Raw genomic sequence first — 13,846 nt, 5'->3', positions numbered from 1 at the left:
AGCACGCCTTCCGTCCGAGGAACTGCCGTTCCCGCAACGGCAGTTAGTGCGTGCCACCCCCGTACGGGCGCCTCCGCGCGCCGCGCGCCCCTTGACACGCGCCGCGCCGCACACCCGGTCACGTTCCGTGAAGAACTCACCAACAAGCCCTAGGTGGCGGCGAGTTGCGGGACAATGGCCCTGTGCCAGTCCGAGTGCGAGCTCTGTGGGGGACGGTGGCGGTGGCCGGCGGCGTCACGGTGGCCGGGTTGCTGGCGTGGCTGATGGTCGCGGATCTGGAGCTGACGGCTCAGGTCACCGGGGTACTGGGGTCGGTGGCCGGTGTGGTCGCGACGGGCGTCGCGGTATGGCAGCTCAGGACCTCGCCGAGGGACCCCGCGTCGCCGTCGGTGCGCGCGGAGCGCGGGTCGCACGCGGCGCGCGGCAGCATCCGGAACGCGACGGCGCGTGCCACCGGCCCGGGGCCGGAGCCGGGCGCGGGCTCGGGCTCGGGCGCCGATGACCAGGAAGTCTCGGCGCGCGACGGTTCGATCGCGGCGGGCGGGGACATCGACGGGTCCAGCGCCCGGTACGACGGCCGGTGACGAGGATGAGCAAGCGCCGCCGCAGGTCCAAGCAGGGCTCCGGGTCCGGCTCCGGGTCCGGCTCCGGGTCCGGCTCCGGGTCCGGCTCCGGGTCCGGCTCCGCCCCCGTCCCCGGGTCCGGACCCGGGGACGGGCTCGCCGCTCCCGCCACCCCCTCCGTGTCCGCCGGCCAAGGGTCCATCGCCGCGCTGGGGGACGTCGTCAACGCCGCGGCCGTGCACGCGAAGTACGCGCTGCCCGCCGAGGCGTACGGGCCCATCCCCGACGACGCGGCGGCGGACGGGGTGTCCAACGTGCCGCGCGCGGAGCTGTTCGTGGGCCGCGGGCGGGAACTGGACGCGCTGGACGCCGCGTTCGCCGCGCCCGGCGGTGTGGTGCTGCGGGCGGTGAGCGGGCTGGGCGGGGTCGGCAAGTCCGCGCTCGCCGCGCACTGGGCCGCGCACCGGGCCACGGCCCGGCTGCGCTGGTGGATCACGGCGGACAGCGCCGCGTCGCTCGACGCCGGGCTCGCCGCACTGGGCCGGGCGCTGCAACCGGGGCTGGCCGGGCTCCCCGCCGAGCTGCAGGCGGAACGGGCGCTGGGCTGGCTGGCGACGCACGGCGACTGGCTGGTGGTGCTGGACAACGTCGACCACCCCGACCACGTACGCGCCCTCCTCGACCGGGTGGGCGAGGCGGGCCGGGTGCTGCTCACCACCCGCCGCGCCACGGGCTGGCACCGGCTCGCCCCGCCGCTCTGCCTGGGGGTGTTCACGCCGGACGAGGCGTGCGAATTCTTCGTCCGTGTCCTCACCCACGACGGGCCGCGCGAGAGCGACGGCGCCGATGAGGTCTGCGCCGAGCTGGGGCAGCTGGCCCTGGCGGTGGAGCAGGCAGCGGCGTACTGCCAGGAGACCGGCACCGCCCCGCGCGCGTATCTGGGAATGCTGCGTCAGTGGCCCGCCGAGATGTTCGCCGCCGGGCCCGAGGGCACCGACGCCGAGCGGACCGTGGCCCGTATCTGGCGTCTGACCCTCGACCGCCTCGCCGAGGTGCCGTTCACCGGCCGGGTGCTGCGGATCCTGGCCTGGTACGCCCCCGACCGTGTCCCCCGCTCCCTGCTGGACGGCCTCGCCCCGCCCCCGGCCCTGGCCACCGCGCTCGGACGGCTGCGGGCCTACAGCATGCTCACCCGGAACCCAGACGGCAGCCTCTCCGTGCACCGCCTCGTCCAGGCCCTCGCCCGCACGCCCGCCGCCGACGATCCCCACCGCGCCGAGTCCGACATCGCCGCCGCCCGCGAGGAGGCCACCACTCGCCTCCGCGACGCCTTCCCCGCCGAGGTCGAGGAGCCCGCACGGTGGCACTGGTGCCGGGAGCTCCTCCCCCACGCGGAGGCGCTCGCCTCCCACCACCCGCCGGAGCACGACACCCTCGGCACCGCGGCCCTCCTGGAGCGCGTGGCCGCCTTCCGTTCGGGGCAGGGCGCGCCGGCCCGTGCCACCACGTACATGCTCCGCACCCTCGCCGCCCGCCGTCGCCTCCTGGGCGACGAGGATCCGTCCACGCTGACCGCGCGGAGCAATCTGGCCCTGACGTACAGGTCGGCCGGTGAGCTGGACCGCGCGATCCCCCTCCACGAACGTGTCCTCGCCGACTCCGAACGGCTCCTGGGGGCCGACCACCCGGACACCCTGAACTCACGGTGCAACCTGGCGCTGACCTACGCGTCGTCGGGCGACGTGAGCCGTGCGATCCCCCTCTACGAGCAGACCCTCGACGCCCGCGCGCACCTCCCCGGCTCGGATCCCCGCGACACGCTGCTCGACCGGGACAACCTGGCGAGGGCGTACGCCGCCACGGGCGACTTCGAACGGGCGGTCCCGCTGCTCGAAGAGATCCTCGACGACCGCGCACGGCTCCTCGGCCCGGACCATCCCCACACCTTCGACAGCCGGGACGCCATGGCGATGGTCCTTGAGCTGATGGGCCGTCCCGAACGCGCCGCCCCGCTGCACGAACAGGTCCTCGCCGACCGCGAACGGGTCCTCGGCACGGACCATCCCTACACACTGACCAGCCGGGACAACCTGGCGAGGGCGTACAAGGCGGCGGGGAGACCGGAGCGCGCCGCCGCTCTGCGCGAGAGGACCCTCACCGACCGGGAACGGGTCCTGGGCGCCGACCATCGCGACACGCTCATGAGCCGGATCGCCCTGGCCACGGCGTACGCGGACGCGGGGGACACCGAGCGGGGGATCCCCCTGGGCGAGCGCGCCCTCGCCGACGCCGAACGGATCCTGAGCGCCGCCCACCCGGACACGCTCACCAGCCGGAACGCCCTGGCGAAGGTGTATCTGAGCGCGGGGGACCTCAAGCGCGCGGTGGCGCTGCACAGGCGGACGCTCGCCGACGCCGAGCGCGTGCTGGGCGAGGACAGCCCGTTCACCCTGGGCTTCCAGGGAGATCTGGCGACGGCGTACCTGGCGGCGGGGAACCTCGCCCGGGCGGTCCCCCTCTGCGAGCGGACCCTCGCCGGTCGCGAGCGGGTCCTCGGGGCCGACCACCTCACGACGCTGGCCACGCGGATCGTCCTGGCGGGCGCGTACACGCAGGCGGGGGACTTCGAGCGCGCGCTCCCCGTCCACGAGCGCGCCCTCGCCGACGCCGAGCGGCTGCTCGGCCCTGACCACCCGCACACCCTCATGGCACGGGGCAACCTGGCGATCGCGTGCGTGGAGACGCGGGACCTGCCGCGGGCGATCGCCCTGCACGAGCGCTCCGTCAAGGACCACGAACGGCTTCTCGGCCGGGACGACCGGCACACCCTCATGGCCCGCTGCAATCTGGCGGCCGCGTACGACGCGGCGGGCGATCCGGCGCGGGCGATCCCGCTGTACGAGCGCACTCTCGCGGACTGCGAACGGACGCGCGGCGCGGACGATTTCCTCACGCGCGGGGTCCGGACGAGTCTGGATTCTGCCCGGAATCGCTAGGAATCTCCGCGCGCACCGTCTGACAGGATTCGGACGTGTGAGCCAATCGGTCGCGGGGTTTCTGTTATCGGCCCGGCCTCTCGCGCACCCCCAGTAGGGGGAACGGACCGACCCCAGGAACCGAGAAGGAGCGAGCAGCGTGAGCAGCGAACCCCAGGCCGCCTTGATCGCGGCGGCGAGGGCCGGGGACCAGCAGGCGCGGGACCAGCTGGTCTCCGCCCACCTCCCGCTGGTGTACAACATCGTCGGCCGGGCACTGAACGGGCACGCGGACGTGGACGACGTGGTCCAGGAGACCATGCTCCAGGTCGTGGCCGGGCTCGGCGGACTGCGCGCTCCGGAGAAGTTCCGCAGCTGGCTGGTGGCCATCACCATGAACCAGCTGCGCGCGTACTGGCGGCGCACCGGCGCCGAGGCGATACCCGCGGGGCGGCTGGAGGACACCCACCCGGCCGCCCTGCCCAGCGAGGACTTCGTCGACCTCGCCGTGCTCCGGCTCGGCCTCTCCGGGCAGCGGCGCGAGGTCGCGCAGGCCACCCGGTGGCTGGACGAGGCCGACCGCGCGCTGCTGTCGCTGTGGTGGCTGGAGGCCGCGGGCGAGCTGACCCGGGCCGAGGTCGCGGCGGCGCTGGAGCTGACGCCGCAGCACACGGCCGTACGCGTGCAGCGCATGAAGGGCCAGCTCGACACGGCGCGGGTCCTCGTACGGGCGCTCGCCACGGAGCCGCGCTGCATCCTGCTGGAGGCCGCGGCCATGGGCTGGGACGGCGCGCCGTCCCCGCTGTGGCGCAAGCGGCTGGCCCGGCACACCCGCGACTGCACGGTGTGCTCCGGCGGCTCCACGGACCTCGTCCCCGCCGAACGGCTGCTGGTCGGGCTCGCGCTGGTGCCCGTCGCCTTCACCGCGGCGAGCGCGTCAGCGTCCGAGGTCGCGGCCCACGCCACGATGAGCGCCGCGTACGGCCAGGGCGCGCCGACCCAGGGCATACCGAGCCTGTACGACACGGGCGCGTTCGGCACCCCGGCGCACGGCACCCCGGAGTACGCGGCCCCTCTGCACGGGACACCCGCCCACGGCTCCCCCGACTTCGGGGCGACGCCGACGGCCGCGGCGGCACCGCAGGGGCCGCCCGGGTACGCGCCCACGGCCCCCGCCGCCTACGCGGAGCCCGTCCACACGGAGCCCGCGTACAGCGGGACAGGGCCCGGCGGTCCCACCACCGGTCCCACCGGTCCCACCGGTCACGGCGGCGGGACCGGGGCGCGGCGGGCCGAGCGGTTGCGGCGGGCCCGGCGGCGGCGCGTGACGGGGGTCGCGGCCGCGCTCGTGGTGCTCGGGGCCGGTGGCGGCATCGTCTATCTCTCGCCGGGCTCCGACGAGGACAAGGAGGAGCCGACGCGGGTCGAGGCCCGTTCCGCGCAGGACGCTCCCAAGCGTTCGGCCTCCCCGAGCGCGTCGCCCTCCTCGAAGAGCCCGTCCCCCTCCGCCTCGCCGTCGCGCGAGAAGAAGAAGCCCGCGAAGAAGAAGCGGCCCGAGCCCACCAAGAAGCCGGAGCGCCGTCCGACGACCAGCGCACCGGCGAAGCCCGCGCCGAAGCCGAAGCCCGACCCGCCCAAGCCGGATCCGGCGCCCGCCGGTACGGCGGAGAAGGTCACGGCGCTCGTCAACGCCGAGCGCGAGAAGAAGGGCTGCGGTCCCGTACGGCTCAACAGCAAGCTCAACAGCGCCGCGCTCAAGCACTCGGCGGACATGGACGCACGCGACTTCTTCGACCACAACAACCCCGACGGCAAGGATCCCGGCGACCGCGTCACGGCGGCGGGCTACCGCTGGAGCACGTACGGCGAGAACATCGCGCGAGGGCAGCAGAGTTCCGCCGACGTCATGAAGGGGTGGATGGACAGCCCGGGGCACCGGGAGAACATCCTCAACTGCGACTTCAAGGAAATGGGCATAGGCCGCCACGACGGCGCGGGCGGCCCGTGGTGGACCCAGGTGTTCGGCGCCGCGGGCTGAGGCGCCACGCGCCGAGACCCCACGGGGGGATGCGACATGCCGGGTACGGGAGCACGGGGGACACGGCGTACGGAATCAGGGGACGGCGAGAGTCATTTACGCGTGGCGGCGCGGGTCCTGGCCGTGTTCGCCGGGGCCGTGCTCGTCTGGCTGTTCGTCTTCCACGGCACGCCGCTCAGCGACGACTACGACCGCCCCACGCACGCCGCGCGGGCCGTACTGACGTCCCTCCTGGTCGTTCCGGGGGTCGCGCTGGCCCGGCGGCCGGTACTGGCGGGGCGCTCGTGGACGGAGCTGGGGCTTCCGCCCCCGCGCGCGGGCGGGCCCCGGCTGCTGCTGGGGGCCGCGACCTGGGCCGTACCGTCCGCGCTGGGGTTCGCGCTCTGCCTCGGCTCCGGCCTGACGACGCTCCGCCTCGCGCCCCGTACGTCCGTGGCGGAGGCGGTCGCCGTCGCCGGGATGCTGGTGGTGCTGGTGTTCCTGTACGAGGCGCTGCCGGAGGAGCTGGTCTTCCGCGGCCTGCTCATGCGCCTCCTCCTCGACGTCCTGCGCCCCTGGCAGGCGAACACCGCGCAGGCCGCGCTCTTCGCCCTCTACGGCTTCCTCATCGGCGCGGCCACCAGCCCGGACCGGCTGCTCGTCTTCTTCGTCTTCGGGCTCGTGCTGGGCACGTTCCGGCTGGCGACCGGGAACATCTGGGCAGGCATCGGCTTCCATCTCGCCTTCCAGACCGTGGCCCAGCTCGTGGAGGGCGACGGCGCGGCCTTCGACGTCGAGGGGGCGGGCGCGCTGGGCGTACTGGCCCTGGGCGCGCTGCCGTTCGCGCTGGGCCCGACGCTGCTGGCGTCGTTCCTGGCGCTGCTCAGCGTCCGCGCGCTGCGCCGCCGGGGCCGTCCGGGCCGTCCGAGCCGTCCTGTGCGCGGCTCGCGCACACCGCCCGGTTGACGACCTTCGTCGCCGCGCGGTGCTGGCGCAGCATGTCCTTCTTGGAGTACGACCACTCGGTGGAGACCGAGACGGTGGCGGCGTGGCGGCCGTCGCCGGTGACCGCGTTGCGCGACATGTAGCCCGCCTCGTCGCCGCCGTGGCCCCAGGCGTAGCCCCCGCACGGCAGCTTGGTCCGCATCAGGCCGAGCCCGTAGGCGCCGCCCGGGTACGGCTCCTGGAACTCCTCGCTGAGCGGCACCGTCCGCTTCATCTCCTTCAGCTGCGCGGCGGGGAGCACCTTGCCGCCGAGCAGCGCGCGGTAGAAGCGGTTGAGGTCGGCGGTGGTGGCGATGAGGGCGCCCGAGGCGTTGGCGTCGCGCAGCAGCGTGACGTCCACGAGCTTCGGGGCCGTCGCGAAGTGCTGGTAGCCGCGCGCGTGCGGGCTCCTGAGCGTGGGCGAGGAGCCCGGGTAGTAGGTGTGGCGCAGCTTGAGCGGCTCGATCAGCCGGGTCCGCACCTCGTCGTGCCAGGGCTTGCCCGTCGCCTTCTCCACGACCATGCCGAGCAGCATGTAGCCGACGTTCGAGTACGCCCAGCCCTTGCCGGGCGCGAAGTCGGGGCGGTGGCGCATCGCGCGCGCGACGAGCTGCTCGGGGCTGTACGGGCGGAAGCGGCGCTCCTCGTACTCCTCGGCGTCGTCGAAGCCGGGGTAGTCGTCGTGGATGCCGCTGGTGTGCTGGAGGAGCTGGCGCAGGGTGATCTTCCGCCCGTCGTTGCCGTGGCCGCGTACGACGCCGGGGAGCCAGCGCTCGACGCTGTCGTCCAGGGTCAGCCTGTGCTCGGCGGCGAGCTGGAGGACGACGGTGGCGACGTACGTCTTGGTGTTGCTGGCGGTCCTGAAGTAGCCGTTCGCCGGGACGGGGGCGCCGGTGCGCAGGTCGGCCGTGCCGCTGGTGACGGCGGTGGAGCGGGAGAACGGCCCGGTCACCCGGGCCTGGACGCCGACGGCCCCGGTGTCGCGCACGGCGTCCGCGTCGCGCTGGAACCGGCCGTCGGGCGACGGCGGGGTGGCGGTGGCGGACGCCGGGGACACGGCCAGCGGCGCCGCCGTCGCCCCCGCGAGCAGCGCGGCGGCGATCAGCGTGGCCCGGCGACGCCGGAGCCGGAGCCGGAACGGATGAGGTGACATGGGGCCCTCCCAGGGCGGTTCGGGTGGATGCGCTCGACGCCCCCGACGCTACGGACGGGCCCCGCGCCCCGGCATCGCCCGCCGGAAGGGGCCCCCGGGGCAACTTTCGTCGCGTGCGCTCCGTCTCCGGGGGCGGGGTGGACATGGAGCTACGGAGACTGACGGCCGGGCGGCGCGCGGACGTCGCGCTCGCGCTGCTGCTGACCGGGGTCACGGTCGTACTGCGGCTGAACGCGCCGCTCCCGGACGGTTCGCCCGCGCGCACCGTGCTCGCCCTCGCGCTGCTCGTGGGCGCGACGGCGCCGCTGGCGTGGCGGCGTACGCGCCCGTGGCCGGTCCTCGCCGCCTCCGTGGCCTGCTACGTGACCGGCGAACTCCTCGACCCGCTGGGCGACAACGCCCAGGCCCCCATGCTCGCCTGCTACTCCGTGGCCCGGCACACCTCCGCGCCCCGCAGCCTCGCCGCGCCCGCCGTGCTCCTCGCGGCGCTGCTCGGCCCCGAACTAGCGGGTGATGTGCCCCGGTTGCTCTCGGCGCCGGAGGCCAGCCCGCCGCTCGGCTACGCGGACGTCTTCGTCGCGGCGCTGCTGTGCGGGGCCGGGTGGCTGCTCGGCGCGTCCCGGCGGCGGCTGTACGCGGACGCGGCGCGGCTGCGCGACCTCGCGGAACGGCTCCGCGCCGAGCAGCGGCTCAGCGCGGAGCGCGCGGTCACCGCCGAACGCGCCCGTATCGCCCGGGACCTGCACGACCTCGTCGCCCACCACGTCAGCGCCATCGCCCTCCAGGCGCGCGCCGCCGAGGTGGTGCTGCCCGAGGACCCACGGACGGCGGGCGAGGGCGTGGCCGCGATCGGGCGTTCGGCCGACACGGCGCTGGAGGAGATGCGCGGCCTGGTACGCCTGCTCGCCGACGCCCCCTCCCCCGGGGCCCCCGAACCGTCGCTGGCCCACCTCGACCGGCTGGCCGCCGACGCCGGGGCGGCGGGCTGCCCCGTCGCGCTCACCGTCGTCGGCCCGGCGTCCGCGCTCCCGCCCGCCGTGCAGGTCTCGGCCTACCGGATCGTCCAGGAGGCGCTGACGAACGTACGCAAGCACGCGGGGCCCGTGCCCGTACGCGTCGAACTCCTCGCCTCGGACGCCGAGTTGACGGTCCGCGTCGAGAACGCCGCACCCCCGGGCGCCCCTCCCCCGCGCTCGCCCGGCTCCGGGCTCGGCCTCGTCGGCATGCGCGAGCGCGCCGCGCTCTTCGGCGGCACGCTGCGCGCGGGGCCGACGCCGGAGGGCGGCTGGCGGATCGAGGCCACGATGGGGGCGTGCGCGTGACGGCCCCGGTGCGGGTGCTGACCGTGGACGACCAGGCCATGGTCCGTACGGCGCTCAACGCGATGCTGCGGCGCAGCCCCGGCATCGAGGTCGTCGGCGAGGCGGCCGACGGCGCCGCCGCCGTCGAACGGGCCTTCGCGCTCCGCCCCGACGTGGTGCTCATGGACGTACGGATGCCGGGCACGACCGGCGTCGAGGCCACGGCCCGCCTCCTCGGCGACTGGCCGCACCCGGCCGTCCCGCGCCCGCGCGTCCTGGTCCTGACGACCTTCGACCTCGACGAGTACGTGCACGCGGCGCTGCGCGCGGGGGCGAGCGGGTTCCTGCTGAAGAACACCACGGCGGACCGGCTCACGGAGGCGGTCGCCGCCGTCGCGGCGGGCGAGCCGACGCTCGCGCCGACCGTCGCCCGCCGCCTGATCGACACCTACTCCGGCCTGCCACCAGGCCTGACGTCCGGCGCCGCGCCGGACACGCTGACCGAGCGGGAGCGGGCGGTGGCGCTGCTGGTGGCCAGGGGCCTGTCCAACGCCCGTATCGCCCGGGAACTGGCCCTGACGGAACCGGCGGTCAAGAGCACGGTCACCCGCGTCCTGACCCGCCTCGGCCTGGAGAACCGGGTCCAGATCGCGCTGGCGGTGCTGAAGGGGCAGGAACCGTGAAACCCCTCGTCCCAAGCCGCTCGGGCTCCTATCCTGCCCACGCCAACAACTCATGTCAGCGGGGTGCGATGACGGACGGGGCCCAGCCCGGGACAGTGATCAGCGGCCGGTACGAGCTGCGCGAGCTGCTCGGGGAAGGCGGCTTCGGCCGGGTCTGGAAGGCCCACGACACGCTGCTCGGCGTGGACGTGGCCGTGAAGCAGGTTCTGCTGAACGGCCGCGTGACGGAGGAGGAACGCGCGCTGCTCCTGGCCCGGGCCGGGCGGGAGGCGCGGCACACGGCGCGGCTGAGGGACCACCCGAACATCGTCACCGTGTACGACGTCGTCGAGGTCGAGGGCGTCCCCTGGATCGTCATGCGGCTGGTCGAAGGCCACTCGCTCGCCGACGAGCTGAAGGCCGGGGGCACGCTGCCGGTCGAGCGGGTTGGGGCCGTCGCCGCGGCCCTGCTGCGCGCGCTGGGCGCCGCGCACGAGGCCGATGTCGCGCACCGGGACGTCAAACCGGCCAACGTCCTGCTCGCCACGGGCGGCGAGGTCCTCCTCGCGGACTTCGGGATCGCGGTGGGACACACCGACCACCGGCTGACGGCCAGCTCCCTGCTGATCGGCTCCCCCGCCTACATGGCCCCCGAGCGGTGGCAGGGCACGGAGGCGGACGGCCGCGCCGATCTCTTCTCGCTCGGGGTGACCCTCTACGAGGCCGTCGAGGGCGTGCCCCCGTTCCCCGTCGGCAACATCGCCGCCACCCTGACCGAACCGCCGCGCCCGCCGGAGAAGGCGGGCCCGCTGGGCCCGTTGCTCGTGGACCTGCTGGAGAAGGACCCCGCCCGGCGCCCGGACGTCGCCACCGCGCTGGCGGCGCTCGCGGCGGCCCGCGAGCCCGCGGCCAAGAAGACCGCGCCGCCGAGGGCCACCGCCCCCCAGGCCCAGGAGCCCCCGGAGCGGACGAAGGTCCTGCGCGACCCGGTGACCGTCACCGCGCGAAGAGGGCTCTTGGTAGGGATCTACACCTACATGATCGGAGGAGCCGGGTGTCTGGCCGGGATCCTGGGCGGCTACCTGGTCAGCGAGTTCGCCGACGTCAGCGATCCCGGCGTGAAGGGCTGGATCCTCTGGGTCGCCGTCACGCTCGTCTCCCTGCTGGCGGGCCTGGTACGGGGCGCGACCGTGCCGCTGGACCGGGTCACCGTCGACGGAGACGGGCTCAGCGTCACCCAGTGGCTGGTGACCAAGCACGGTTCCGGCCTCGCCGGAACCGTGGAGTCGACGTACGCGATCCGGTGGGACGCCCTCGAACGCGTCACCGTCGAAGAGGTCGCCAAGGGCTACTACCGGGTCTTCGCCTGGTTCCCCCGGGGCGAGGAGCCCCCGAAGGAGTGGCTCAAGGAGCATGGGATCACCCGGCGCAAGGACCGGGGCCACCGCGTCTATCCGCGGCTGCGCGACAACCGGATGAACCTGATCGACCGCAAGCTGCTCCGCGAGCCGATCCGCCTGTTCGCGGGCGACCTCTACGAGGAGACGCCCCCCTTCTCCGGATAGCGAGGCAGGGGGCGTCCCGGCAAGGTACGGCGGCCTGTCAGCGGCGGCGCAGGTACTTCGCCGAGCGGCGGGCCGTGGACAAGGAGCCCGCCGGGTTGACGTCCGCGTCGGGGGCGTCGTCGCGTTCGACCAGGAAGTGGTGGTCGGCGTGCCGTCCCTTGCGGCGGGTGAGGGCGCCGATGAAGCGCTCGTAGTCGATGTCGCCGTCGCCTACGTCGACCATGTGGTAGCCGTCGGCCGAGGCCTCGTCGTGCTCGCCGTCCTTCACGTGGAAGAGCGGGTAGCGGTGCGGGGCGGCCTTGACGTAGTCGAGGGGTTCGAAGGGCGCGGGCGTGCCGTCGGGGCGGGCGCTGAAACGGTGCTTGCCCGCGTACGCCCAGTAGATGTCCATCTCCAGATAGACCAGCTCGGGGTCGGTCTCCTTGAGCAGCACGTCGTAGAGGCGTACGTCGGGGCGGTCCTCGGCGAAGCCGAACTCCATCTGGTGGTTGTGCTGGTAGAACTTCAGGCCGCGCTTCCGGGCCGCCTCCCCGTAGGCGTTGAAGTCGGCCGCCGCCCGCTTCCACGCGTCGACCGTACGGCCGTACCGGTCCGGGCTGGCGGCCGTGCCGACGTGGGGCAGGCCGAGGGCCGCGGCGTCGTCGACGACCTTGTCGAGCTGGGTGGCGAACGTGTAGTCGTCCGGGTTGTCGGAGTAGTAGCCCACGTGGCTGCCGATGCCGCGCAGGCCGTTGTCGCGCATCAGCCGTCTGAGCTGCCTTAGGGAGATGTCGCCGGTGCCCTGGGTGTATCCGGCGAACTCCACGGAGTCGTAACCGTAGCGCCGCAGCTCCTCGAAGACGCGGGCGAAGCCGAGGGCCTGGGTCTGGTCGCGGAGCGTGTAGAGCTGGATGCCGAGCTTGCCGCGCGGCACGATCGGGCGGTGCCGCCCACCGGCGGGCTGCGCGGCGGCGGCCGAGCCCGCGCCCAGCATGGTGGCGGCCGTGGCGCCGGCCGCGACGCCGAGGAAGCCTCTGCGGCGCAGGGCACGGTGGAGTTCCGGGTTTCGCTCGCTGGTCATGATCGGTCTCCCAGTGCGAGGTTGAGGAGGAGTCGTTTCACTTCGGTCGCGGGGAAGGGCGCGAGGCCGTCCAGGGCGCCCTCGCGCGAGCAGAGCAGCAGCGGGCCGTCCTCCGGACGGTCCGGGAGGCGGCCGTGGCTGCCGCGGATCGGGGACGGGTCGAGGGGGACGACGGACATCGTGTAGCGCATCCCCGCCTTCTTGCGGGCGAGGGCCGTGGCGGCGCGCAGCTTGACGTAGGGGTCGTGGGGGTCCATGAACAGCTCGACCGGGTCGTAGCCGGGCTTGCGGTGGATCTCCACGAGCCGCGCGAAGTCGGGGGCGCGGGCGTCGTCCAGCCAGTAGTAGTACGTGAACCAGGCGTCGGCCTCCGCGACCGCGACCAGCTCTCCCGAGCGGGGGTGGTCGAGGCCGTGGTCCTTCTTGCCGGTCTCGTCGAGGAGTTCGGCGATGCCGGGGAGGCCGGAGAGCGCCTCGCGGGCCGCGGGCAGGTCGGTGTCCGGGTCGCGGACGTAGACGTGCGCGATCTGGTGGTCCGCGACGGCGAACGCGCGGGACGTCCACGGGTCGAGGTACTCCATGCCGTCCTGCGTGTGGACGTTCAGCAGCCCGGCGCGGCGCAGGGCGCGGTTGATGTCCACGTGGCGGCGTACGCGCGTGATGCCGTACTCGGAGAGCGCGACGACAGTACGCCCCTCCTCCCGCGCCTGGTCGAGCAGGGGCGCGAGGGCCGCGTCCAGCTCGGCGGCGGCGCGGGCCGCGCGGGGGTCGTCGGGGCCGTACCGCTGCAGGTCGTAGTCGAGGTGCGGGACGTAGCAGAGGGCGAGGTCGGGGTGGCGGGTGCGGAGGAGATGGCGGGTGGCGTCGATGATCCACCGCGAGGAGGTGAGGCCCGCGCCGGGACCCCAGAAGGTGAAGAGGGGGAACTCGCCGAGCTCGGCGACGAGTTCGTCGTGCAGGTCGGGCGGGCGCGTGTAGCAGTCGGGCTCCTTGCGGCCGTCGGCGTAGTAGACGGGGCGGGGCGTGACGGTCCAGTCGGTGTCGGCGCCCATCGCGTACCACCAGCAGATGTTCGCGACCGTGTACCCGGGGCGTACGGCCCGTGCCGCGTCCCAGAGCTTCTCGCCGCCCACGAGCTTGTTGTGCTGGCGCCACAGCAGGACGTCTCCGAGCTCGCGGAAGTACCAGCCGTTCGCGACGATTCCGTGCCCGGAGGGGAGTTCGCCGGTGAGGAACGTGGACTGCGCGGCGCACGTCACGGCGGGCAGTACAGTCGCCAGCGGCGCTTGTGCCCCGCCGTCCCCCAACGCCTTCAGCCTCGGCATGTGCGCCAGCAGCCTTGGCGTGAGCCCTACGACGTCGACGACGAGAAGAGGCTGAACCTCAGTCATCCCGACCCCTCCTGTCCCGACGGCACGGTGCTCCCCCGCTCTGCCTTCTCCCGGTCTCTGCCAAGGGGCTGCCCCTGCCCGCCGCGGCAGACCGCGGGTGCATCGTGGCCGGGCGCGCAGTTCCCCGCGCCCCTGAACCGACCGCCTCAACCCGGTGCGGCCCGCCCGCCGCAGG

10 protein-coding genes are annotated in these 13,846 nt (G+C 74.4%); 7 read left to right on the top strand and 3 right to left on the bottom strand.

Annotated elements, in window-relative coordinates:
• Positions 1-182: 182 nt before the first annotated feature.
• From ACGF3A_RS33755 to ACGF3A_RS33740, 4 genes are all read left to right on the top strand, one after another.
• On the top strand, positions 183-584 hold the full coding sequence (locus ACGF3A_RS33755) for a hypothetical protein (protein ID WP_393734237.1): 402 nt from the start codon (positions 183-185) through the stop codon (positions 582-584).
• Positions 585-589: 5 nt separating this feature from the next.
• A complete protein-coding gene (locus ACGF3A_RS33750) occupies positions 590-3,559 on the top strand; it encodes a tetratricopeptide repeat protein (protein WP_393734236.1) in 2,970 nt (989 codons plus the stop codon).
• A 139-nt stretch (positions 3,560-3,698) separates the two neighbouring features.
• On the top strand, positions 3,699-5,576 hold the full coding sequence (locus tag ACGF3A_RS33745; protein WP_393734235.1) for a sigma-70 family RNA polymerase sigma factor: 1,878 nt from the start codon (positions 3,699-3,701) through the stop codon (positions 5,574-5,576).
• 102 nt (positions 5,577-5,678) lie between these two features.
• The gene (locus tag ACGF3A_RS33740) at positions 5,679-6,521 is read left to right on the top strand and encodes a CPBP family intramembrane glutamic endopeptidase (protein ID WP_393734234.1); all 843 of its coding nucleotides are present in this window, start codon (positions 5,679-5,681) and stop codon (positions 6,519-6,521) included.
• Here ACGF3A_RS33740 and ACGF3A_RS33735 read toward each other — a convergent pair.
• The gene (locus ACGF3A_RS33735) at positions 6,439-7,692 is read right to left on the bottom strand and encodes a serine hydrolase domain-containing protein (RefSeq protein ID WP_393734233.1); all 1,254 of its coding nucleotides are present in this window, start codon (positions 7,690-7,692) and stop codon (positions 6,439-6,441) included. The genes ACGF3A_RS33740 and ACGF3A_RS33735 overlap by 83 nt on opposite strands.
• Positions 7,693-7,835: 143 nt before the next feature.
• Here ACGF3A_RS33735 and ACGF3A_RS33730 point away from each other — a divergent pair, with 143 nt between their 5' ends.
• The 3 genes from ACGF3A_RS33730 to ACGF3A_RS33720 all read left to right on the top strand — a co-directional run bounded on the left by ACGF3A_RS33730 (position 7,836) and on the right by ACGF3A_RS33720 (position 11,220).
• Positions 7,836-9,014, top strand: coding sequence for a sensor histidine kinase (locus tag ACGF3A_RS33730; protein WP_393734232.1), 1,179 nt, complete (start codon positions 7,836-7,838; stop codon positions 9,012-9,014).
• Positions 9,005-9,676, top strand: coding sequence for a response regulator (locus tag ACGF3A_RS33725; RefSeq protein WP_393734231.1), 672 nt, complete (start codon positions 9,005-9,007; stop codon positions 9,674-9,676). Before ACGF3A_RS33730 ends, ACGF3A_RS33725 begins: the two co-directional genes overlap by 10 nt.
• A gap of 68 nt (positions 9,677-9,744) precedes the next feature.
• The gene (locus ACGF3A_RS33720; RefSeq protein ID WP_393734230.1) at positions 9,745-11,220 is read left to right on the top strand and encodes a serine/threonine-protein kinase; all 1,476 of its coding nucleotides are present in this window, start codon (positions 9,745-9,747) and stop codon (positions 11,218-11,220) included.
• 37 nt (positions 11,221-11,257) lie between these two features.
• Here ACGF3A_RS33720 and ACGF3A_RS33715 read toward each other — a convergent pair whose 3' ends face one another.
• Both ACGF3A_RS33715 and ACGF3A_RS33710 read right to left on the bottom strand, forming a co-directional pair.
• The gene (locus ACGF3A_RS33715; protein WP_393734229.1) at positions 11,258-12,280 is read right to left on the bottom strand and encodes a sugar phosphate isomerase/epimerase family protein; all 1,023 of its coding nucleotides are present in this window, start codon (positions 12,278-12,280) and stop codon (positions 11,258-11,260) included.
• A complete protein-coding gene (locus ACGF3A_RS33710) occupies positions 12,277-13,671 on the bottom strand; it encodes an alkaline phosphatase family protein (RefSeq protein WP_393734228.1) in 1,395 nt (464 codons plus the stop codon). Before ACGF3A_RS33710 ends, ACGF3A_RS33715 begins: the two co-directional genes overlap by 4 nt.
• Positions 13,672-13,846 lie beyond the last annotated feature (175 nt).

This window comes from Streptomyces sp. NPDC048172 (genome assembly GCF_043202595.1).
GTDB lineage: Bacteria > Actinomycetota > Actinomycetes > Streptomycetales > Streptomycetaceae > Streptomyces.
The sequence above is the reverse complement of the archived record's forward strand: the minus strand, read 5'-3'. Positions and strand labels throughout refer to the sequence as shown.

Bases quoted from the DNA above. Each gene is read 5' to 3' on its own strand.
- ACGF3A_RS33710 (WP_393734228.1), bottom strand. From the start codon at position 13,671: ATGACTGAGGTTCAGCCTCTTCTCGTCGTCGACGTCGTAGGGCTCACG.
- ACGF3A_RS33735 (WP_393734233.1), bottom strand. From the start codon at position 7,692: ATGTCACCTCATCCGTTCCGGCTCCGGCTCCGGCGTCGCCGGGCCACG.
- ACGF3A_RS33715 (WP_393734229.1), bottom strand. From the start codon at position 12,280: ATGACCAGCGAGCGAAACCCGGAACTCCACCGTGCCCTGCGCCGCAGA.
- ACGF3A_RS33750 (WP_393734236.1), top strand. From the start codon at position 590: ATGAGCAAGCGCCGCCGCAGGTCCAAGCAGGGCTCCGGGTCCGGCTCC.
- ACGF3A_RS33730 (WP_393734232.1), top strand. From the start codon at position 7,836: ATGGAGCTACGGAGACTGACGGCCGGGCGGCGCGCGGACGTCGCGCTC.
- ACGF3A_RS33720 (WP_393734230.1), top strand. From the start codon at position 9,745: ATGACGGACGGGGCCCAGCCCGGGACAGTGATCAGCGGCCGGTACGAG.